A 24,715-nucleotide genomic window follows, 5' to 3' on the forward strand; every position below is an offset into this window, starting at 1 on the left:
TCAGCGCCCGGATCGCTCCTCGGCCTGACCCACGAGCGCGGTGAGCGCGGCAACCCAGAACTCTCCGAACTGGTCCACTTCCGGCGTCGAGAGGATGCCGGGCGGGAAGGACATGAAGGCCGACAACTGCAGGCCCTCCGCGGTTTCCGAGATCACCGACTGGATGTCGAGGACGGCCTGGGCGGGCATCGCGCTCTTCTCGAATCCACCCGTGACGGGCGATTCGAAATCGGGCAGCCAGTCGAGTCCACGTACCGCCTCGGGAACCTCGGCCGCGCTGACGCGTCCGATGTAGTTGAACACGATCTGCGGTTCCGGCCAGTTCCTCATGACCGCCGACGTGTCGGGGTTCAGATACCGGAGCAGCCCGTATCCGATTCCCCGGTCCGGGATCGCGCTCAGCTGATCCCGGACCGCTTGTACGGCGTCCGCCGCGCCCGCGCCACCCCGCAGTGCATCGGCGATGTCGACCCCGGCGAGGTCGAGACGTGCCGGGTACATCGTGGTGAACCAGCCGACCGTCCGCGACAGATCAGCACCCGGCACCGTGGACTCTTCACGTCCGTGGCCCTCGAGGGTGACGACCGTCGACGAAGCCTCGACTCCGCGGTCGCGTCGCCATGCGGCCACCGCCAACGCGACGGCTGCCGCGAGAACGTCGCCGATCTCACCGTCGAGCGCACCCGGCGTGCCACCCAGCAATGCCTCGGTGACCGGTGCGGGAACATCCACCCGGGTCCGCTCCAGCGTGCTGACCAGGTCGGTTTCCAGGTCCAGCTCACGGGATCCGAGCAGCGGATCCGGGCCGGTCAGCATGTGTTCCCACACCTCGAGTTCGGCCACCCGCTCCGGCTCGACCGCCGCCTCGAGCAGACCGTCGGTCCAGCGCCGCAGCGACGTTCCGACCGGCTCGAGTGACGGCGACGTGCCGGCGGCGATCTGCGCGCCCGCGGTCGCGAAGTCCGGCACCAGGATCCGCCACGACACGGAGTCGATGACGAGGTGGTGCGGCACCACGAGGAGCCGTCCGCGCCGATCCGACTCGGCGGGGTCGAACCAGACGAACTGGAGCATCGACCCGGTGCGCGGATCCAGGCGATCCAGCGCCGCGTCGAAGGCCGCACCCGCCACCGCGTCGAACTCCGGCGAACCGGGCTCGTCGCCGGCCGCGATCTCCACCCGATGCACGGTGGCGTCGATGTCGACGCTACCCGCGGGTGCGATCTCGAGCGCGTCCTCTACACCGGACGTGACCAGGGTCGACCGCAGCACGTCGTGCTTGTCGACCACGGCGGCGATCGTCGCGGTCACCTGCTCGCGTTCGATCCCGGCGGGCAACGTCAGCATCAACGGCATGACGAACCGGTCGAAGTCGCCGCCGCGCTCGACCATCTTGCGGGCGACCGGGGTGAGCGGCACAGTTCCGACGCCACCACCCTCGTACTCCTGCAGTACGGCCGCCGCGGACTCGCCCGAATCCGCCACCGCGGCCAGCTCGGCAACCGTGCGCCGCTCGAACACATCTCGCGCGGTGAAGTGGATACCGGCCGAACGCGCCCGCGCCACCAGCTGGATGGACACGATGCTGTCGCCGCCGAGCTCGAAGAAGGAATCGTCGATTCCGACGCTCTCCCGGCCGAGCAGTTCACCGAACACGGTCGCGAGTGCACGCTCGGTGTCGGTGCGCGGCGCCCGGAAGTCGGCCGCCGACGCGAAGTCCGGCACCGGCAGCGCGCGCCGGTCGAGCTTGCCGCTGGTGCCCAGCGGAAGTTCGGCGAGAACCATCACAGAATCCGGAATCATATACTCGGGCAACGATTCCGCGACGAACCCATTCAGCGCTGCCGGGTCGAGAACCGCGTCCGGCTTCGGCACGACGTAGGCGACGAGCCGCGCACCCACCTCGCTGTTGTGGACGATGACGGCGGCCTGCGCCACGTCGCGATACCGGACGAACGCCTCCTCGACCTCGCCGAGCTCGATACGCAGTCCGCGCACCTTCACCTGGAAGTCGGTGCGGCCCACGAACTCGAGGACGCCGTTCTCGTTCCACCGGACGAGGTCGCCGGTGCGGTACATTCGCGCACCCGAATCGCCGAACGGGTTCGCGACGAACCGTTCTGCACTCAGTGCGGAACTATTGACGTATCCGCGAGCGAGTTGCGCGCCGTCGAGGTACAGCTCACCGGGAACACCGATCGGCGCCGGGTTCAGATGAGCGTCGAGCACGTACACGCGGGTGTTCCAGGCCGGCGAACCGATCGGCGCGATCGTCGCCGTGCCCGACGGCTCCACCACGTGGGCCGTCGAGTTGATGGTCACCTCGGTCGGGCCGTACAGGTTCACCAATTCCGCGGAACCGAGACCGGAAACCCGGTCGGCCGCCGACTGCGGCAGCGGCTCACCGCCCGCGAAGACCAGGCGCAGCGAACCGCACCGGTCGGCCGTCGCAGCGTCGAGGAACATGGTCAGCACGGACGGGACGAACTGGATCACCGTCACCGCTTCCGTACCCACGGTCGCTGCCATGTACTCGGGGTCGCGGTGACCGTCCGGCGACGCGATCACGAGAGTGCCACCGACCACCAACGGCAGGAACAGCTCCCACACCGAGGCGTCGAACGTGAACGGTGTCTTCTGCAGCACCACGTCCTGCGCGCCGATGCCGTAGACGTCCCGCATCCACGCCAGCTGGTTGGCCAGCGCCGAGTGCGGAATCGCCACGCCCTTCGGACGTCCCGTCGAACCCGACGTGTACAGCGCGTAGGCCAGGTTGTCCGGGCGCAACTCGGCGAGCCGCTCGGAATCCTCGACCGGGCCGTCCGCGTACTCGGACAGGTCGAAGTCCTCGACCAGGTATACCGGCACGTCCACGTCGAGATTCGCGATGTCGTCGGCCAGGCTCAGCACACAGGTCGGCATGGCACTGTCCACGACGTACGAGGTGCGGTCCGCGGGGTGCTCCGGGTCGATCGGCACGTACGCGCCGCCCGCCGTGTGGACGGCGTAGAGGCTGATCACCATGTCGAGCGAGCGTCGCATCGCGATGCCCACCACCGAGTCCGGCCCCACACCCATCGACATCAGGTGCCGCGCCAGACGATTCACGCGCGCGTCGAACTCGGCGTAGGTGAGGCGCACGTGGTCCGCCACCACGGCCGTTCGATCCGGCGTGCGAGCGACCTGGGCGCCGAACATCGACACCACGGATTCGTCGGTGACGTCGTGCCCCGAGTCGTTCCACCCGGACAGGACGAGTTCGCGTTCGTCGCCGGTCAGCAGATCGAGATCTCCCACCAGCGTGGAACTGCCGGCCGCGATGGTCTGCAGGATCCGGTTCAGCCGGGACCCGAGCCGCTCGACGGTGTCGGCGCCGAATACGTCCGGGAGGTACTTCAGGACCAGCTGTAGCTCGCTGTCCGACTGGGCCAGCAGGCTCAGCGGGTAGTGCGAGGCGTCGCTGATCTGCACCCCGGCGACCCGGAGCCCGTCGATGTCGCTGTCCTCGGTGAGACCTGCGCGGTCCACCGGGTACGACTCGAACACCGTCAAAGTGTCGAACAGCCCACCGATTCCGGCGATCTGCTGGATCTCCGGAAGACCGATGTGATGGTGGTCGAACAACGTCGACTGTTCCGCCTGCAGCCGCTCGAGCAGTCCGAGGAGCGACTCACGGGGATCGATACGCACGCGAATCGGGATGGTGTTGATGAACAAGCCCACCATCGACTCGATGCCTGCGACCTCCGGCGGGCGACCCGACACGGTGGCGCCGAAGACGACGTCGTCCGAGGCCGTCATGCGGGCCAGCAGCAGACCCCACGCCGCCTGGACGATCGTGTTCATCGTCAGGCCACGGTCCCGGGCGATGCGCGCCAGGTTCTCGCTCACCACCTCGCCGAGGTGCAGCGCGAACTCGGCCGGTTCGGGACGGTCCTCGCTGCTCGGCGCCGGGGCCAGCACGGTCGGACCGTCCAGTCCCGCCAGTGCGTGCGCCCACGCGCTGCGCGATGCGTCGGTGTCGCGTTCGGACAGCCAGCCGAGGAAGTCGCGGTAGCCACGCACGCGCGGCAGCACCGAACCGTCTCCGCGGGTGGCGTACAGCACCAGCAGGTCCTTCATCAGCAACGGCATCGACCATCCGTCGAGCAGGATGTGGTGGTTGCTGATGGAGAACCGGTAGCTGTTCTCACCCGTGCGGATCAGCAGGAACCGCATCAGGGGCGGACGACTCATGTCGAACCGCGCCGAACGATGTTCGCTCAGAACGGAACTCATCCGCTCCGCGCGTTCGGCCTCGGACAGACCGGAGAGGTCGAGCTCTTCCCACGGCAGTGCGACACGGTCGACGACCACCTGGACCGCGGTCCCCGAATCGTCGGGGACGAACGCCGTGCGCAGGTTCGCGTGACGTGCGATCAACGCCTCCGCCGCGCCGCGGAGCCGGCTGGTGTCGACGATGCCCTGGAAGTCCAGCACCACCTGGGCGGTGTAGACGTCCACCGCGTCCTCGGCGAGAACGGAATGGAAGAACATTCCGGACTGCAGCGGGGCGAGCGGCCACACGTCGGTGGCGTCGGGGTAGCGCCGCTCGAGCGCCTCGAGGTCGTCCTGCGTCACGGACACCAGCGGAACGTCGGACGGTGTGAGACCGCCGCCGTTCGGCCCGGAGGCGCGCTCGGCCAGTGCGGTCGCCGCGGCGTGCCACAGTTCGGCGAGCTCCCAGACGTCCGCCTCGTCGAGAATCTCGGTGGCGAACGCGATCTTGGCCTCGATCTGTGGACCGGACGCCGTCTCCGACGTCACCGCGTTGATGCTGAGCACCGCCGGTGCCACCATGTCGTCGTCCATGGCACCGCCGAACTCACCCGAATCGCTGTCGGGGATCCAGCCGAGATCCCGGATCTCGGCGGGCAGATCCACCGAGCCCGCGCGACCGAGGTAGTTGAACCCGATCTGCGGAGTCGGCAACGATGCCAGGGCCGGAGCGGTCTCCTCGTTCAGGTAGCGAAGCAGCCCGTAGCCGATGCCCTTGTCGGGCACGGCAAGCAGCTGTTCCTTGACCGCCTTCAGCGCCGCGCCTGTCGACGTCCCGCCGTCGAACGCGTCGTCGAGATCGGCCCGGGAGACGTCCAGCCGCACCGGGTACAGGCTCGTGAACCAGCCCACCGTACGGGAGAGGTCGGCACCGGGCACGGTCGCCTCTTCCCTGCCGTGTCCCTCGAGGTTGATCAGCACCGAGCGATCCTCGGTCCCGTTGCGGAGTCCACGCCAGCGCGCGACCGCGAGAGCGAGAGCCGCGAGCAGGCCGTCGTTGACACCTCCGTTCACGGACTGCGGGATCGTGGTGAGCAGCGCCTGCGTCACCTGCGTCGAGAACGTCATGCTCAGGCGGTCCGTCCGGGCGATCACGTCGCGTGCGGGATCGAACGCACGCTTTCCGATCAGCGGATCCGTGTCCGCGAGCATCCCGCGCCAGAAGTCGAGTTCCGCCACGCGGTGCGGCGACTTCGCCTCCTCGACCAGACCGTGCGCCCACGCACGGACCGAGGAGCCGACCGGTTCGAGCTGCGCCGGCTGTCCCGCCGTGATCTGCGAACCCGCGGTCGCGAAGTCCGGCAACAGCACTCGCCAGGACACACCGTCGACGACGAGGTGATGCGCGAGCACCAGGAGGCGGCCGCTCTGCCCCGGCAACGAGGCCGCGGGAGCGAACCACACGAACTGCGTCATCCGGCCCGACGCCGGATCCAGCCGTTCCGCCGCACGGTCGAGAGCCGCGCGTGCCAGTCTCTCGAATCCGTCCGTTCCCGGCTTGTCGGTGAACTCGATCTGCTCGATCAGGTCGTCCGCACCGAATGCGGCTTCGGTCGGGAGAGTCTCGAACGCCCAGTCGTCCCCGGTCCGGGTGAGCCGGGATCGGAGGATGTCGTGGCGTTCCAGGACAGCATCCACCGTGGCCACCAGTTGATCCCGCGTGACCGCGGGCGGGGTGGTCAGCAGAACCGCCTGCGAGAACTTCTCGAAGGTCCCTGCCGTCTCCACCAGCCAGTGCGCGATAGGCGTGAGCGGAATCGAACCGACGCCGCCGCCCGGCAGCTCCTCGAGCTTCACCGACTCGACGTCGGTGGCCCAGTCGGCCACGTCGGCCAGCGCCGAGACGGTCTTGCGCTCGAAGACGTCCCGCGCCGTGAACAGCACCCCGGCGTTCTTCGCGCGGGTCGTGAGCTGGATGGACACGATGCTGTCGCCGCCGAGGGCGAAGAACGAGTCGTCGACGCTGACGCGGTCCACACCGAGCACCTGCGCGAAGACGTCGGCGATGGCCTTCTCCATCGGCGTCGACGGCGCGCAGTACTCACTGGCTGCCGACACGAACTGCGGCTCGGGAAGCGCCTTGCGGTCGAGCTTTCCGGCGGGCGTCAGCGGCACCGAGTCGATCGCCATGATCGACGACGGCACCATGTACCCGGGCAGGGTCTCCGACACGAACGCCGACAGCTCCGCGACGTCGATCGACGCGCCCGGAGCCGGCATCACGTACGACACCAGGACGGTCTGACCGGTCTGCTCGCGGTGATGGCCCAGCGTGACCGCGAAGTCCACGCTCGGGTGGCTGCCGAGTTCGGCGTCGATCTCGCCGAGTTCGATGCGGAACCCGCGGACCTTCACCTGGAAGTCGGACCGGCCGACGTAGTCGAGGACGAGGTCGCCGGTCTCCCCGTCGTGCACCCAGCGGACGACGTCGCCGGTGCGGTAGAGCCGTTCACCGGGACCGCCGAACGGGTTGGCGACGAAACGCTCCGCCGTCAGGGCGAACCGGTTGTGATAGCCGCGTGCCACGCTCGGACCCGCCACGTACAGCTCACCCGCGACCCCCACCGGGACGGGCGTGAGCCGGGAGTCGAGCACGACCACGTCGACGCCCCGGGTGGGACCACCGATGGTGACGGGCTGATCCGCCTTCATCGGGTTGCTCGACGTGCTCCAGATCGTCGCCTCGGACGGGCCGTACAGGTTGAACATGCGCCGGCCCGGTGCCCACTTCTGCATGAGTTCCGGCGGGCAGGCCTCGCCGGCCACCGACAGCACCTCGATGCCTTCCAGCCCGGCCGGGTCGACCGTGGTGAGGGCCGCGGGCGTGATGAACGCGTGCGTGACCTTCTGCTTCTTCAGCAACCGGGCGAGTTCGTCGCCGCCGTAGACGACGCCGGACGCGATGACCATCGTCGACGCGGCGGCGACGGCGTGCAGCAACTCGAACACGGACGCATCGAAGCTCGGCGAGGCGAAGTGCAGCACCCGCGACTGCGGGGTGAGCCGGAGCCGCTCGACCTGTTCGGTCGTGACGTTCGCCAACCCGGTGTGGGTGACGACGACGCCCTTGGGCAGACCAGTCGACCCCGACGTGTAGATGACGTACGCCGCGTCGTCGACCCGTGTCGGACGGATGCGGTCGGCGTCGGTGACGGCCTCGGAGGACACGGACGCGCAGTCGCCGTCCATCTCGTCCTCACCGAGCACCAGCCACCGCACGGTGTCGGGCAGCTCGCCGACGTGGGCGCCGGTGGTGAGACCGACCTCCACGCGAGAGTCCGTGACCATGTGCAGGATCCGGTCGAACGGGTAGCTCGGATCGACGGGCACGAACGCCGCGCCGGTCTTCGCGACCGCCCAGATGGAGAGGATGGATTCGACGGAACGCGTCAGCGCCAGCGCGACGAAGTCGTCGGCCCCGATGCCCCTGCCGATCAGGACGCGGGCGAGACGGTTCGAGCGCTCGTCGAGCTCACGGTAGGTGACCTGCTCGTCGCTGCACACGACGGCGACGGCGTCGGGGTCGACCGCCGCGGCGGCGGCCAGGATGCTCGACAGGAGCTCGGGTGCGGCACTGTCGGCGCCGCGGACGGGTGCCAGCACCTCGTGCTCGTTCTCGCTCAGGACGTCGATGTCCCCGATCAGCACGGACGCGTCGGCGGTGATCGCCTCGAGGATGCGCTGGAAACGGAACGCGAACGACGCGATGGTGCGTTCGTCGAACAGATCCGTCGCGTAGGTGAAGACGCCCCGCATCGGCGCGTCCCCGTCCGCGTCGGCGGCGTCCGCGAGCGTGAGCTGCAGATCGAACTTCGCGGCGCTTATGCCACCGTCGAGTCCCTCGACCGTCAGGCCGGGCAGCTCCAGGTGCGCCTGCTCGATGTTCTGGAACGCCAGAGCCACCTGGAAGAGCGGCGAGAACGCCGTCGAACGTTCCGGCTGGAGGATCTCGACCAGCCGCTCGAACGGCACGTCGGTGTGCGTGAACGCACCGAGGTCGTGCTGACGCACCTGCGCGAGGAGGTCGGAGAACGTCGCGTCGACGTCGACCTGCGCGCGCAACACGAGCGTGTTGACGAACATGCCGACCAGATCGTCGAGCGCGGCCTCGCCGCGGCCCTCGATGGCAGTACCCACCGCGATGTCGTCCGTGGCGCTCAGCCGAGCGAGCAGCACCGACAGTGCCGCGTGCGCGACCATGAACAGCGACGCGTTGTGCTCGCGCGCCAGCGCCCCGAGCCGACCGCGCAGTTCCGCGTCGATCTCGAAGTCGAAGTTCGCGCCGCGCATCGACTGCGCGGGCGGCCGCGGCCGGTCCGTCGGCAACGGCAGCACGTCCGGCAGACCGCTGAGCGTGGTCCGCCAGTAGTCGATCTGCTTGGTGGCCAGCGAATCCGACGCGTTCTCGTCGCCCAGCAACTCGTGCTGCCAGAGCGAGAAGTCCGCGTACTGGACGTCGAGCGGAGCCCAGGCGGGTTCGGAACCGGCGGCGCGGGCGCTGTAGGCGATCACCACGTCGCGTGCCAGCGGTGCCGTCGAGGCGCCGTCGGACGAGATGTGGTGGACGACGATGACCAGTACGTGCTGCTCGGCGTCGATCCGCAGGAGACGCGCGCGGACCGGGACGGCTTTCGCGACGTCGAAACCGGCGGTGACGAGGGAGATCACGCGCTCACGCAGGGTGTTCTCGTCGGCGACGTTCTCCACGTCCAGTGAGGTGAAACTCCGGGCCCGCGACAACACGACCTGGCCCGGACCGGCGCCGGTGTCGGGGTACGTCGTGCGCAGCGTCTCGTGCCGTTCGACGACGTCGCCGAGTGCCTGTTCGAGCGCCGCGACGTCGAGGTGGCCCGTCAGCTTGATCGCCAGCGGAATGTTGTACGCCGCCGACGCCGTGTCGAACTGGTTGATGAACCACATGCGGGACTGCGCCGGGGACAGCGGAATCCGGGCCGGACGCGGCTGGGGCACCAGCGCCGGGCGGTTCGCGCCCGCCGAATCGGACTGCTCGGCGCGTGCCGACAGCGCGATCACCGTCGGAGCCTCGAACAGTTCGCGCACACCGATCGACGTGTCGAGCGCGGCATTGACGCGGGCGACCACGCGCGTCGCGACCAGCGAGTTGCCGCCGAGGTCGAAGAAGCTCGTGTCCACGCTGACCCGCTCGTGACCGAGCACGTCCGCGAAGACTCCGGCGACGATCTCCTCGACGGGGGTGCGCGGACCCTTGTAATGGTCCGCGGCGCCACCGAACTCGGGTTCGGGGAGCGCCTTGCGATCGAGCTTGCCGTTGATGTTCAGCGGCAGCGCATCGAGGGCGATCAGCGCGGACGGCACCATGTACCCCGGCACCGACCGGCCGGCGAACGTGAGAACGTCGGTGTCGTCGACGGAGTTGCCTTGCTCCGGCACCACGTAGCCGACGAGCCGGTCCCCGGTGTGACGGTCGTGGTGGACCACGACGACGGCCTGCGCCACCGACGGATGCGCCACGAGCGCCCGCTCGATCTCGCCGAGTTCGATCCGGAAACCGCGGACCTTGACCTGGAAGTCGCTCCGGCCGACGTAGTCGAGGTTGCCGTCGCGGTTCCATCGCACCAGGTCACCGGTGCGGTACATCCGGTGTCCGGCGTCGCCGAACGGGTTGGCGACGAACCGTTCCGCGGTGAGGTCGTGGCGGCCGAAGTAGCCGCGTGCCAACTGCTCGCCCGCGAGATAGAGCTCACCTGTGACTCCGGCGGGAACGGGGTGCAGACGCGAATCGAGAACGTAGGTCTGCGTGTTCCATTCGGGCCTGCCGATCGGGACCGAACCGTCGCGCTCGTCGCCGCACCGGTAGTGGGTGACGCTGACGGCGGCCTCGGTGGGGCCGTACAGGTTGAAGATCTCCGCGTTCGAGACGTCGCGGAAGCGGAGCATCGTGTCGGCGGGCAGTGCCTCACCGATGCAGAGCACCCGTGTCAACGACACCAGCTGGGCAGGCTCCGCCACCGCGACGAACGCCGACAGCAGCGAAGGCACGAAGTGCACGGTCGAGACCTGCTGCTCCGCAACGAGTGCGGCCAGGTACGACGGGTCGCGGTGGCCGTCCGGTGTGGCGACGACCAGACGTGCACCCGCGGTCAGCGCCCACCAGAACTCCCACACCGACAGGTCGAATGTCGCCGCCGTCTTGAGCAGCACCGAATCCTCCGCGGTGAGCGGGTATTCCGACTGCTTCCACCGCAACTGGTTCGCGATCGCACGGTGCGCGATCGCCACACCCTTCGGGCGACCGGTCGAGCCGGACGTGTAGATCACGTACGCGGCGTTCTCCGGCCGCAGCGGTGCGATCCGCTCCGAATCGGTCAGCGGGGCCGGGTCCATTCCACCCAGATCCAGTTCGTCGAGGAGGAGGTAGTCGACCCCGCCCGGCAGTCCCCCGACGACGGCGCGGGTCGCCAGGACGCAGACGGGTTGCGCGCTCTCCAGCACGTACGCGGTGCGCTCGGCCGGATGGTCCGGGTCGATCGGCAGGTAAGCGCCGCCGGCCGCGGCGATCGCGTACATGCCGACCAGCAGTTCCACCGAGCGCGGAATCGCCAGGCCGACCACGGTTTCCGGGCCGACCCCGCGGCCGACGAGGTGCCGGGCCAACCGGTTGACCCTCGCCGAGAAATCGGCGTACGTCAGCGACTCGCCCTCGAACACGAGAGCGGTGACGTCCGGGTTCTCCGCGGCGGCGGACGCGAACATGTCCGCGAGCGTCGTCTCCGGCAGCGCCCGCTCGGTGTCGTTCCATCCGGACACCACGAGCGCGCGCTCGTCGCTGCCTGCGAGGGGCAGGTCGCCGACCGCGGTCCGCGGCGAATCCACCGCGGCGGCGAGGACGCGGCGGAACATGGCCGCGAAACGCTTGACGGTGGCGGCGTCGAACAGGTCGGTGGCGAACGTGAACACGCCCGACATCTGTTCCCCCTCGGGGCTGTCCCCCAGGATCAGATGCAGGTCGAACTGCGCGGTGTCACCCTCGACCTCGAGCGGTGTGACGGTGAGGTCGGGCAGTTCCAGCTCGGCCTTCGTCGTGTTCTGGAACGAGTAGCCCACCTGGAAGATCGGGTGGTGGGCCATCGAGCGTGCCGGGTTCAGGACCTCGACCAGGCGCTCGAACGGGACGTCGGCGTGCGAGAACGCCTCGAGGTCGGCCTCCCGGGCACGGTCGAGGATCTCGTCGAACGTCTGCTGCCCGTCGACCTGCACCCGCAGTGCGAGGGTGTTGACGAACATGCCGACGACGTCGTCGAGTTCGCGCTCACCGCGGCCTGCGATCGGGGTGCCCACCGAGATGTCCTCGGTGCCGGACAGACGGCTGAGCAGCACCGCGAACGCGGCGTGCACGGCCATGAACACGCTGGCGTTGTGCCTGCGGGCCAGTGCTGCCAGACCGCGGTGCACCTCGGCGTCGATGGTGAAGTCGATCCGCGACCCGCGCAGGGACTGCACGGGCGGTCGCGGCCGGTCCACCGGCAGCTCGAGGAGGTCGGGCACGCCGGCCAGCGTCTTCTTCCAGAAGGCCAGCTGGGCGGCGATCAGGCTGTCGGGGTCGTCCTCGCTGCCGAGGAGTTCACGCTGCCAGATCGCGTAATCCGCGTACTGCACCGGGAGCGGCGCGAAGCCGGGTTCCCGGCCTGCCGCCCGCGACGCGTACGCCACCATGACGTCGCGCACGAACGGCGCAGTGGATTCGCCGTCGGTGGACACGTGGTGCACGACGAGTGCCAGCACGTAGTCCTGCGGGCCGACCTCGAACAGTCGCGTCCGGATCGGCGGGACGTCGGCGGTGACGTCGAATCCGGCGGTGACCATCTCCACCAACTGCTCGCGCAGCTCCTCGTCCGACACCGCGACGGGCGTGAGGTCCAGCGGAACCCGATCGGCGGGAAGGATCACCTGGTGCGGGCCCTCCGGCGAATCCGGGTAGATCGTGCGCAGCGACTCGTGGCGGTCGAGCACGTCGAACACGGCGGACTGCAGCGCGTCCACGTCCAGCGCACCGGTCAACCGGACCGCGAGCGGAATGTTGTAGGCGGGCGAGTCCGGGTCGAAGCGGTTGATGAACCACATCCGGGACTGTGCCAGCGACAACGGGACGAAGGCAGACCTCTCCCGCGGCGCGAGGACGGGTCGAGGCCGGACGTTCTCGTCCGGGGTGCGGGCGGCGAGGCCCGCGACCGTCGGCGACTCGAACAGTTCCCGCACTCCGATGCGGCGACCGAAGACCTGTCCGGCCCGGGACACGACACGGGTGGCGCTCAGCGAGTTCCCGCCGAGGTCGAAGAAGCTGTCGTCGACGCTGACCTGCTCGAGTCCGAGCACGTCGGCGAAGATGTCTGCGATCGTCTCTTCCGCGGGCGTCGTCGGGGCACGGAACTCCGCGCCCGCGGTGACGAACTCGGGCTCCGGCAGCCGCGCGCGATCCAGCTTGCCGATGCCCGTCAGCGGGATCTCGTCGAGGAGGATCACGACGGACGGCACCATGTACGGCGGAAGCGTCTCGCCGACAACCGACTTCAGCGATTCCGGATCGACCGTCGCGCCGTCGGCGGGCAGGACGTACGACACGAGGGTCGTCAGCCCGGCCGGGTTCTCGCGACCCACGGTCACGGCGAACTCGACGTCCGACTGTGCGGCCAGGGCGGCGTCGATCTCACCGAGTTCGACGCGGAACCCGCGGACCTTCACCTGGAAGTCGGACCGGCCGACGTACTCCACCCGATGTCCGTCCGCCCAGCGCACGACGTCGCCGGTGCGGTACATGCGCGCGCCGGGTTCACCGAACGGGTTGGCCACGAACCGCTCCGCCGTGACCGACGGACGGTTGTGGTAGCCGCGGGTCACCGACGGACCGCAGATGTAGAGCTCGCCGGGAACTCCCTCCGGCACCGGACGCAACCGCGAGTCGAGGATGAGGGATTCGACACCACGCAGCGGCGAACCGATCGTCACGCGTTCGCCCGCCACCATCGGTTCGGTGATGGTGACGATGACCGTGGTCTCGGTGGGACCGTAGGCGTTGCGCATCTCGCGGCCGGGAGCCCACCGCGCCACGAGTTCCGGTGTGCAGGTGTCGCCGCCGACCACGACGGACGTGACGGAGTCGAGACCGTCGGGGTCGACGGTCATCAGCGCCGTCGGTGTCATGACCACGTTGTTGACCCGTTCGCGGCGGATCAGGTCGGCGAGTTCGTCGCCGCCGTAGACGTCCGCGGGCGAGATCACCAGGGTGGCGCCCGCGCTGAACGCGGCGAGCATCTCCCCGACCGACGTGTCGAAGCTCGGCGACGCCACGTGCAGGAATCGGGAGTTCGGCGACACGACGTAGTGCTCGCGCACCTCGCGGGTGAGGTTCGCCAGACCGCGGTGGGTGACCACCACGCCCTTCGGCTTACCCGTCGAACCCGAGGTGTAGATGAGATACGCCGGGTGGTCGACCGTCAGCGCGCGGCGCAGATCCGCGTCCTCCACCGCGCCCGCACTGCGGGCTCCGATCTCCTCGGCCGCCGCCGTCTCGTCGAGGACGATCCACGGCACCGTGCCGGGAAGGTCGTCGTGATGGCGGGCGACCGTCAGTCCGAGGACCGCCGCCGAATCGGACAGCATCTCGCCGATCCGCTCGAACGGCAGCTTCGGGTCGACGGGCAGGTAGGCGCCGCCGGCCTTGGCGATCGACCAGATCCCGAGGATGGATTCGACGGAACGCGTGATCGCCAGTGCTACATAGGTCTCCGGCCCCACGCCCCGATCGATCAGGACGCGCGCCAGCTGATTCGACCGCTCGTCGAGTTCCCGGTAGGTGACCTCACGTCCCTCGAAGGTCACCGCGACCGACTCCGGGGAGATCTCGACACCCGAACGCAGCAGTTCGGGTAGTGTGCGCGGCTCGATCGACTGCGGTCCGCGGACCGGGGCGATCGCGGCCTTCTCCACGGGGTCGAGGATCTCGATGTCGCCGAGGACCACGTCGCGGTCGGCCGACACGGCATCGAGGATCCGGCCGAACCGGTCCGCGAAGCGCAGGACGGTCTGCTCGTCGAAGATGTCGGTCGAGTAGTCGAACGTCGCGGCGATACCCGCGGCGGCCCCGTCGACGTAGCGCTCACCGACACTGAGCTGGAGGTCGAACTTGGCGACCTCGAGCGGGGCATCGAGCGCGGAGATCTCGAGGCCCGGGAATTCCATCCGGACCGACTCGTTGTTGTCGAACGACAACGCCACCTGGAACAGCGGCTGGTGCGCCGTCGACCGCGGGACGTCGAGAACCTCGACGAGGCGCTCGAACGGAACGTCGCTGTGGCTGAACGCATTCAGATCGGTGGCTCGCACCTGCGCCAGCAGGTCGGCGAAGGTGTCGTCGGGACGCACCGATGCGCGGAGCACGAGGGTGTTGACGAACATGCCGACGAGCCTGTCGAGTTCCTGCTCGCCGCGGCCGGCGACCGGCGTGCCGATCGCGACGTCCGTCTGTGACGACAGCCGCTCGAGCAGGACCGCGAGCGCGGCGTGCACGACCATGAAGAGGGTCGAGTTCGTTTCCCGGGCGATCGCGAGCAGCTCGCGGTGGGTCTGCGCGTCGATCGTGAACCGTGCCGACGCGCCGCGCAGCGACTGCACGGGCGGCCGGGGCCGGTCGGTCGGCAACTCGAGCACCTCGGGGAGCCCGCCGAGCGCCTGCTGCCAGTAGCCGAGCTGGCGGGCGACCAGCGATTCGGGGTCGGACTCGTCACCGAGCGACTCACGCTGCCACAGCGCGTAATCGGCGTACTGGACGGGCAGCGGTTCCCAGCCGGGAGCGGTGCCGGCGGCACGCGCCGCGTAGGCGGTCATGATGTCGGTGAACAGAGGCGCCAGCGACGCACCGTCGGCCGAGATGTGGTGCACGACCATCATCAGGATGTGGTCGGCGGGGTTCACCTCGAAGCAGGCGACCCGCACCGGGACCGTCTCGGTGACGTCGAATCCGGTGGCGCCGAGTTCACGCATCCGCGCGTACAGGTCCTGCTCGTCCGCGACCGGGGTCGGGGTCAGGTCGGACGCCACGTCGGCTGCGGGCAGCACGACCTGGTGCGCGTCCTCGTCGCCGACCGGGAAGACCGTCCGCAGCGACTCGTGCCGCTCCACGACGTCCGCCCACGCCGAATTCAGCGCCGCGGTATCGATCGAGCCGGTCAATCGCACTGCCAGCGGCAGGTTGTACGCCGGGGAGTTCGGGTCGAACTGGTTGATGAACCACATCCGCTGCTGAGCCAGCGACAGCGGGATGCGGTCGGGCCGCGGACGGGCGACGAGCGCGGGACGGTATTCGGCCGTTCCCGCGGTCGCTTCGAGCAGCGTTGCGAGCTCCGCGACGGTCGGGTGCTCGAAGCACTCCCGAACCGACAGCTGCGCGCCGAGCGCGGCGGTCAGCCTGGCGGTGAGCCTCGTTGCGCTGATGGAGTTTCCGCCGAGATCGAAGAACGAGTCGGCGGCGCCGACGCGTTCGACGCCGAGCACCTCGCCGAACACCCCTGCGACGATCTCCTCGACCGGGGTACGGGGTGCGACGTATTCGGCCTCGGACGTGACGAAGTCCGGTTCGGGAAGTGCGCCCCGGTCCAACTTGCCGGTGGCGCCGAGCGGGAAGCTGTCCAAGACGAGGATCCGGGCGGGCACCATGTACGCGGGCAGCGTCTCCGCCGCCGCGTCCAGCACCGACGCGGTGTCGATCGCCGCACCAGACACCGGGATCACGTAGCCCACCAGGTTCTCGCCGGTGGTCTCGCTGCGATGCACGACGACCACGGCCTGCGCCACCGACGGGTGCGCGAGTAGCGCAGACTCGACCTCGCCGAGCTCGAGTCGCTGTCCGCGGAGCTTGACCTGGAAGTCGCGGCGCCCGATGTACTCGACGATGCCGTCGGCGCGCTTGCGGACGATGTCACCGGTGCGGTACATCCTCTGCCCGGCCGTGCCGAACGGGTTCGCCACGAACCGGTCCGACGTCAGGTCGCTGCGGCCGACGTAGCCGCGGGCCAGCTGGATTCCGGCGAGGTACAGCTCGCCGTGCACGCCCGCGGGGACGGGACGCAGCCGCGAATCGAGGACGTACAGCTGCGTGTTCCACACGGGCGCGCCGATCGGCACCGTCGTGCGGTCCGCTTCGGTGCACTCCCAGTAGGTGACGTCGACCGCGGCCTCCGTCGGGCCGTACAGGTTGTGCAGCGCTGCCGAGGAGAAGTCCCGGAATGCGTCGGCGGAGGCCGGCGGAAGGGCTTCACCACTGCAGAACACCTGACGCAACGAACCGCACAGCGCGGCGGCCGCACCTGCGGTGAACACCGCCAGCATGGACGGCACGAAGTGCATCGTGGTCACGCTGTGCTCGGCGATGACCTCGGAGAGGTACGCCGGGTCGCGGTGCCCGTCCGGGATCGCGACGACGAGCTTGGCTCCGACCTCGAGCGGCCAGAACAGTTCCCACACGGACACATCGAACGTGACGGGGGTCTTCTGCAGGACGACGTCCGTGGAATCCATCGGGTACGTGTCCTGCATCCACAGCAACCGGTTGACGATCGCCCGGTGACTGACCGCGACGCCCTTCGGCTTACCGGTCGATCCGGAGGTGTAGATCACGTAGGCGGTCGAATCCGGACGGACCGGTGCCCCGCGTTCGTCGTCGGTGATCGGACCGTCGGAGTGACCGGATAGGTCGACGGTGTCCACGTCGATCTGCGGCGCGTCCGTCTCGGCAGTCCGATCGGCCGTCGAGGTCAACACGCAGACCGGGGAGGCGCTGTCGATCACGTACGCGGTGCGCGCCGCCGGATGATCCGGGTCGAGCGGCACATACGCGGCGCCCGTCTTCTCGATCGCGTAGATCGCGATCATCATCTCGAGGGAACGGCGCAGGGCGACCGCGACCCGGGACTCCGGGCCGACACCCCGTGCGAGCAGTTCCCGTGCCAGGCGGTTGGTCCGGGCATCGAACTCGGCATACGTCAGCGCGTCATCGCCGAACACCAGGGCAATCGCGTCCGGCGTCCGCGCCACCTGCTCGTCGAACAGGTCGACGAGGGTCCGCTCCTCTGCCGCGGTCGCGGAGGTCGCCGACGTCGCGTCGGCGATCACGCCGGCGAGGACACCGGCGAACGTGTCAGCGAAACCTTCGCCCGACGAGCCGTCGAGCAGTCCGGGCAGCAGCGTGGACAGGGCGACCGTAACCGCAGCCTCCGGGCCCACGCCCACACCGGCGAGCGTACGCGCGAGTTCCGCCGACTTGTCCCGCAACTGCACATACGACACATCGGTGCCGTTGTGCGACAGCGCGATTCCGTCCGGGTTGATCGACGCCGCACCGTCGAGAAGTTCGGGCAGCGACTTGGTGGCCGCGAGTTCCTCCGAGATCGAGTGCGACATGAGGGACTGCGTCCCCTCGTCCGGTCCGGTCAGTCCAGCCTTCTCGTCCTCGGTCAGGATGTCGATGTCACCGACGACGGCGTCCGCGTCGGCCGTGACGGCCTCGAGCACGCGAATAAAGCGATTCGCAAAGCCGCGGACCGTCGACTCGTCGAAGAGGTCGGTGGCGTAGGAGAACCAGCCCCGCATGCCATTCGCGACGGATTCCTCGTCGAACCGTTCCTCGACGGCGACACCGAGATCGGTCTTGCTCGTGGTGAGCCCGCTGTCGAGGATCTCCACGGTCAGCCCGGCGAGCTCGAGCTTCGCCCGCTCCAGGTTCTGGAAACTCAGCATCACCTGCGCGAGCGGCGCGTACGCAGCGGTGCGCGACGGACGAAGCACCTCGACGACCTGCTCGAACGGCACGTCGGCGTTGCCGAAGGCATTGAGGTCGACCTCACGCGCCTGCGTCAGCAGCGTGCTGAAGCGGGCGTTCGGGTCGACATCGGTGCGCAGCACGAGCGTGTTGACGAACATCCCGACGAGGTCGTCGAGTGCTCGGTCACCACGGCCCGCGACGGGGGTGCTGACGGAGATGTCGCTGGTGTTGCTCAGTCGTCCCAGGAGCACGGCGAGCGCGGTGTGCACCACCATGAACAGCGACGCCTGGTGGGTCTGCGCGAGTTCGTTCAGCGACCGGTGCACGTCCTGCCCGATCTCGAACTCGATCAGACCACCCTGCGGGTTGCGGACGGCCGGGCGCGGCCGGTCGGCCGGGAGGTCGAGGACCTCCGGTGCATCGCCGAGCGCGTGCGTCCAGTACGCGATCTGCTTGCCCGCGAGCGACTCCGGGTCGTCCTCGGAGCCGAGGAGCTTCCGCTGCCACAGGGCGAAGTCCGGGTACTGGACGGCCAGCGGTGAGAAGCTGGGCTCCTCCCCCTGCACGCGAGCGCCGTATGCGCCGAACAGGTCCCGCGCGAGCGGGGCCATCGACGAACCGTCCGCCGAGATGTGGTGGACCACGACCACGAGGACGTGGTCGCGTTCCCCGAGTTCGAACAGGGCGGCGCGCACCGGGACGTCGGCGGTGACATCGAAGCCGGCCGATGCCAGCGCGACGACCCGCCCCCGCAGTTCCTGCTCGTCGGCCACGCGGACGACGTCGAGCCCGGACTTCGTGTCGGAGGCGGACACGACGACCTGATAGGGGCCGTCGACGGAATCCGGGTACACCGTGCGCAGCGACTCGTGCCGGGACACGACGTCCGCGATCGCCGACCGCAGTGCATCGACGTCCAGTGCACCGGTGAGCCGGAGTGCCAACGGGATGTTGTACTCGGCCGATTCGGGATCGAATCGGTTGACGTACCACATCCGCTGCTGTGCCAGCGACAGCGGTAGACGGTCCGGACGCGGTCCAGCGGTGACGGGCGGACGAGCGCCGCCGTCGACACCGAGCGCCTCCAGTCTGCGGGCCAGCTGCGCCACCGAGGGGGCCTCGAAGATCTCGCGAACCGACGCGTCGACACCGACGGCCTCGTTGATCCGGGCCATCACCCGGGTGGCTGCGAGCGAGTTGCCGCCGAGAGTGAAGAAGGAGTCGTCGGCACCGACTTGGTCGACGCCCAGCACCGCCGCGAACACCGCGGCGACCCGCTGTTCGAGAGCGGTTCCCGCGGCACGGAACTCACGGTCCTCAGCCAGGAACTCGGGCTCGGGCAGCGCACGGCGGTCGAGCTTGCCCACCGGAGTGAGCGGGATGGCGTCGAGCGTCACGATCGTCGACGGCACCATGTACGTGGGCACGAACTCGCCCACGAAGTCCAGCACCCGGGTGACGTCCACCTCGGTACCCGGCACCGGGAGCACGTACGACACGAGGACCGAATCCCCGGACGGTCCGGGCAGCACGGACGTCGTGGCGAAGTCGACCGCGGGATGCTTGGCGAGCACCGCGTCGATCTCGCCGAGTTCGATGCGGAACCCGCGGACCTTCACCTGCTGGTCCGAGCGGCCGACGTAGTCGGCGGTCAGCGCACCGTCCGCGTCCTTCGTCCAGCGCACCACGTCGCCGGTGCGGTACATCCGGTCGCCCGGCTCACCGTACGGGTTCGCGACGAAGCGTCCCGCGGTCAGCGGCGTGCGCCGGTGGTAGCCACGGGCGAGTCCGAGACCCGACAGATAGAGGTCACCTGCGATACCGACCGGAACGGGGCGGAGCCGATCGTCGAGGACCAGCGCGCTGATGCCGCGGATCGGACCACCGATCGTGACCGGGCCGACGGCGGCCATCGGGTCGCTGATGTTGGTCATGATCGTGGTCTCGGTGGGACCGTATCCGTTGAACAGCGAGCGTCCGGGTGCCCAGCGCGCCGCGAGTTCCGCCGGCACGGCCTCGCCGCCGGCGACGACGAACTGGAAGTCGTCGAGCCCGGACGGATCCACGGACGCCAGCGCCGAAGGCGTGACGAAGCCGTGCGTGACGCGATGCTCGCGCAGGAACTTCGCGAACTCGGGTCCGCCGTACACGTCGGTGGGAGCGATCACCATCGTGGCACCGGCGCCGACCGCGAGCAGCAGTTCGAGAACGGACGCGTCGAAGCTCGGCGACGCGAAGTGCAGCGTCCGCGAGTCCGTCGTCACCTGGTAACGCTCACGCTGTTCGGCCGCGAAGTTGGCGAGACCCCGGTGCGTCACGACGACGCCCTTGGGCTGCCCGGTGGTGCCGGACGTGTAGATCACGTAGGCGCTGTTGGCCGGTGTCACCGCCGTGCGACGCTCCGCCTCCGCGACGGGGGCCGTGGAGTACTGCTCGGCGGCGTTCTCGAAGTCTTCGCTGTCGAGGACCAGCCAGTCGACGTCCGCCGGAAGCCGGCCGACCTCGGAGCTCACGGAAAGCCCCAGCGACACACCCGAATCGGTGACCATGTGTGCGATGCGCTCGTCCGGGTACCGGGGGTCGATCGGCACGTAGGCGCCGCCGCTCTTGGCGACGGCCCAGATGCCGACGATCGACGCGATCGAGCGGGTGATGCCGAGCCCGACGAACGTCTCCGCGCCGACTCCGCGCTCGATCAGGATGCGCGCCAGACGGTTCGAGCGCTCGTCCAGCTCGCGGTAGGTGATGCTCTCGCCGCCCGAGACGACCGCGTCACCGTCGGGATTCGCGGCGACGGCCGCGGACAGCAGTTCGACGAGAGTCGTGGGCGGGGTGCCCTCGATACCGCGGACCGGTGTCAGTTCCTCGGTCTCCTCGGCGTCGAGGATGGGTATGTCCCCTACCGCGATGTCGGTGGTCGTCGCCACAGCCTCGAGGATCCGCACGAAACGATCCGCGAAACCCTCGACCGTGCCTGCATCGAAGATCTCCGTCGCGTAGCCGAGCGACCCACTGATGCCGGTGGGAACTCCCTCGTCGGACCACTGCTCCTGTAGGTCGACGGTGAGGTCGAACTTGCTGAACTCGACATCGACCGCGCCGGGGGTTGCTTCGAGCCCCGCGAATTCCAGCGCGGGAATTCCGTTGACTTGGTGCGTCAGGACTACCTGGAACAACGGCGTGTACGCCGTGGATCGGGTCGGCTTCAACGCGTCGACCAACTGCTCGAAAGGAACGTCCTGGTGGCTGAACGCCTTCAGATCTTGTTCGCGGACCTGTTCGAGGAGAGCCGTGAACGACGCACCGGGTTCGACCTCCGTCCGCAGTACCAGCGTGTTGACGAACATGCCGACGAGGTTGTCGAGCGCCTCGTCGCCGCGGCCCGCGATTGCCGTACCGATGGCGATGTCGGTTGTCGAGCTCAGCCGCGCCAGCAGCACGGACAGCGACGCGTGCAGAACCATGAAGAGGGAGACATTGTGCTCCCGTGCGGTCTCCCCCAGCCGACGGTGCAGGTCGGCGCTGACGGTGAAGCCGACCGAGCCACCTGCCATCGACCGCACTGTGGGGCGGGGCCGGTCGGTCGGCAGCTCGAGCACGTCAGGCAGACCTGCGAGAGTCTTCGACCAGAAATCGATCTGCTGCGTGGCAACAGATTCCGGATCGTCTTCGGATCCGAGGAGAGCGCGCTGCCAAATCGCGTAGTCGGCATACTGGACCGGGAGTTCCGGCCACTGCGGCTCGCTCTCCTCGCGACGCGCGGTGTAGGCCGCCATGATGTCGCGTGCCAGCGGCAGCGTCGACGCGCCGTCGGAGGCGATGTGGTGCATCACCAGAACCAGTACATGGTCGTCCGCACCGATCCGGAACAAGCGTGCGCGAACCGGGAGGGTGTCGGTGACGTCAAATCCCTGGGACGCGAACTCGAACAGCCGCACCGTCAGATCCGCCTCGGCGACCTCGAACGATTCGAGCCCCAGGTCGACTTTCGACGCAGGAAGAATGACCTGGTGCGCACCGGAATCCGAGTCGGGGAACACCGTCCGTAGGATTTCGTGGCGCGTCACGACGTCGGAAAGAGCAGACGACATCGCCGCGACGTCGAGGTCGCCACGGAGCCGGACCGTCAGCGGCACGTTGTACGCCGGGGACGCCGGATCGAAGCGGTTGAGGAACCACATGCGCTGCTGCGCCAGCGACAGCGGGAGTTCCTGTGGCCGGGCCTGCGCGACGAGAGCGGGGCGCGGTGTTCCGTCGCCGCCCTGCTGCTCGACGAAGGCGGCCAGTTCGGCGGCGGTGGGAGCCTCGAAGAGATCCCGCATGCCTACGATCGCGCCGGTCGACGACGACAGGCGTGCCGCGACCCGAGTGGCGCTGAGCGAATTGCCACCGAGATCGAAGAACGACGCGTCGACGCTGACGCGATCGAGACCAACCACGTCGCCGAATATGCCTGCGACAATTTCCTCGACTGGCGTGCGCGGAGCGACGAAACCGACGTTCTCGGAGGCGAACTCGGGTGAGGGAAGTGCCCTGCGGTCAATCTTCCCGCTGCCGGCAAGAGGGATCTCGTCAAGTACAAGCAGGGAGTCCGGCACCATGTGGGACGGCAGAACGGTGCGCAAATCGTCCAGTATCGAATTGGCGTCGAGTTGCACACTTGTCGCGCCGGTCACATAGGCAACCAAACGTTGAGTCTGATCTGCCTCATGGACTATGACGATGGCCTGCAGCACATCATTGTTCGCCGTCAATGCCGATTCGATCTCGCCGAGCTCGATGCGAAGACCGCGGATCTTCACCTGGAAGTCACTACGTCCAACGAACACGAGCGCACCATCCGCGCGCTGCCTGACGAGGTCGCCTGTGCGGTAGAGCCGTGCACCGTTGTTGCCGAACGGACTCGCGACAAACCGCGCCGCAGTAGTTCCAGACATTCCACCGTACCCACGGCCGACTACGACACCACCGATGTACAGTTCGCCCGTCACTCCCTGAACGACTGGCCGCAGACGAGAATCGAGTACGTAGCACTCGACGCCCTCAAATCCTGCACCTATGGGAATCGGCTGCTGCTCGGCGTCGCGCGACGATAGATCGACCTCGTAACACGCAACAATGTCTGAAGTCTCGGTTGGTCCGTAGACATTGATCAGGCGCGTGCTCCCACCGATCAAACCACTGGACGCAGCGGGTCTCAGTTGTTCTCCGCCGAGGAGCACAAAGCTCAACTTCGACAGCACACCGTCAACGTCCAAGTCGCTCAGAACCTCGAATGCGCTGGGCGTCAGATTGACGACATCCACTTGGCCAGTGCCGATTCGGTGCAGAATAGCCAAGGGATCGAAGCCGTCGCCGGCCAGGTGAATGACGCCACCATATGCCAGTGACACCCAGACGTTTTTCTGCGCGGCATCGACAACAGGCGAAAGCGCAACCAGAACACCGGTGCCTTCCGTGAAGCCCAACTGCCGTCGATACCACTGGAATGTATTGGATACGCCTGCCATCGTCACCATCGTCGGCTTCGGACGCCCAGTCGAACCCGAAGTCGAGATTACGTAGGCAAGACGTGTGCCGGCGACTTCCGAGGCCCAGGGATCCTGTGCAAAATCAGTGGCGTCATACATTCCGAGCCTGTTCAACGTCGCCGGGTCGTCGACGACAATCGACTCGAAGGGAGCGTCATGTAGTCCGCCCCAACTACTGACGGTGACCACCGAACGAGCGCCACAGGCTTCCAGTAGACCCGTCACACGTTCGAGGGACCACTCAGGGTCGATCGGCGCGTGGGCGGCACCGAGTTTCCACGCTGCAAGCATTCCCACAATCCAGTCGAGCGATCGCGGAAGTACGAGGGCAACCACGTCGTCCGGTCCGACACCACGAGCCAAAAGCTCACGGGCCAATTGATTTGCACGCCAGTTTAACTCGGCACGCGTCGCCGAACCACTCCCCCAGACGATGGCCACGGCCCCGGGTTCACGTTCGACCATCTCTTGCCACCGGGTGACTGCACTCTCGAGAGGCCAACCGGAAGAACCAGGAAATTCGGTTACACGGGCCGCCACTGGCTGTGGCTCCACCACGGGTTCTTCAAGTTCGATGTCCCCGACCAGCGTATGAGCGTCGGCAATGACCTGATCGAGAATCGCACCGAAGCCGTCTTTCCCATCCTCCGACGGCGGGGCCATCATGATGGTCGGAACGAGACCGGAAAGCACCACGGAGACAATCGCGTCAGGCCCCATACCCCGATCGGCCAGCGGTCCCGACATCAAACGCAGCCGCTCATCGAACTCGCGGTACGTCACCTGCATGCCGTCGTGCGCAACTGCGACTGCGTCGGGGGCGACCTCGACCGCAGCAGCCAGAAGCTGCGGCAGCTCGCGAACAGTCATCGTGCGGGCGGGTCTCGCTTGGCTCAACTGTGCTCTCTCGTGTTCGGTGAGAATGTCAATGTCCCCAACGGCGACACCGGGATCGGCAATGACAGCATGGAGAATCCGGACGAATCGGTCGGCAATTCGTTCTACAGCTACTGAATCGAAAATGTCGACGGCGAATGTGAACCGCCCGGTAAGACCGACCGGACGCCCGCTC

Annotated in this window: 1 protein-coding gene (only partly in view); it reads right to left on the reverse strand. The window is 68.2% G+C overall.

The window, feature by feature from the left end; all coding sequences use genetic code 11:
* A protein-coding gene (locus G9373_RS13990) for a non-ribosomal peptide synthase/polyketide synthase (RefSeq protein ID WP_277346573.1) crosses the window boundary here: on the reverse strand, positions 1-24,715 show its 3' portion. Its footprint extends 9,077 nt past the window's final position; only the last 24,715 of its 33,792 coding nucleotides appear in the window; its start codon lies off the right edge, out of view; its stop codon occupies positions 1-3.

Source organism: Rhodococcus sp. A14, assembly GCF_011603105.1.
Classification (GTDB): domain Bacteria; phylum Actinomycetota; class Actinomycetes; order Mycobacteriales; family Mycobacteriaceae; genus Rhodococcus_F; species Rhodococcus_F opacus.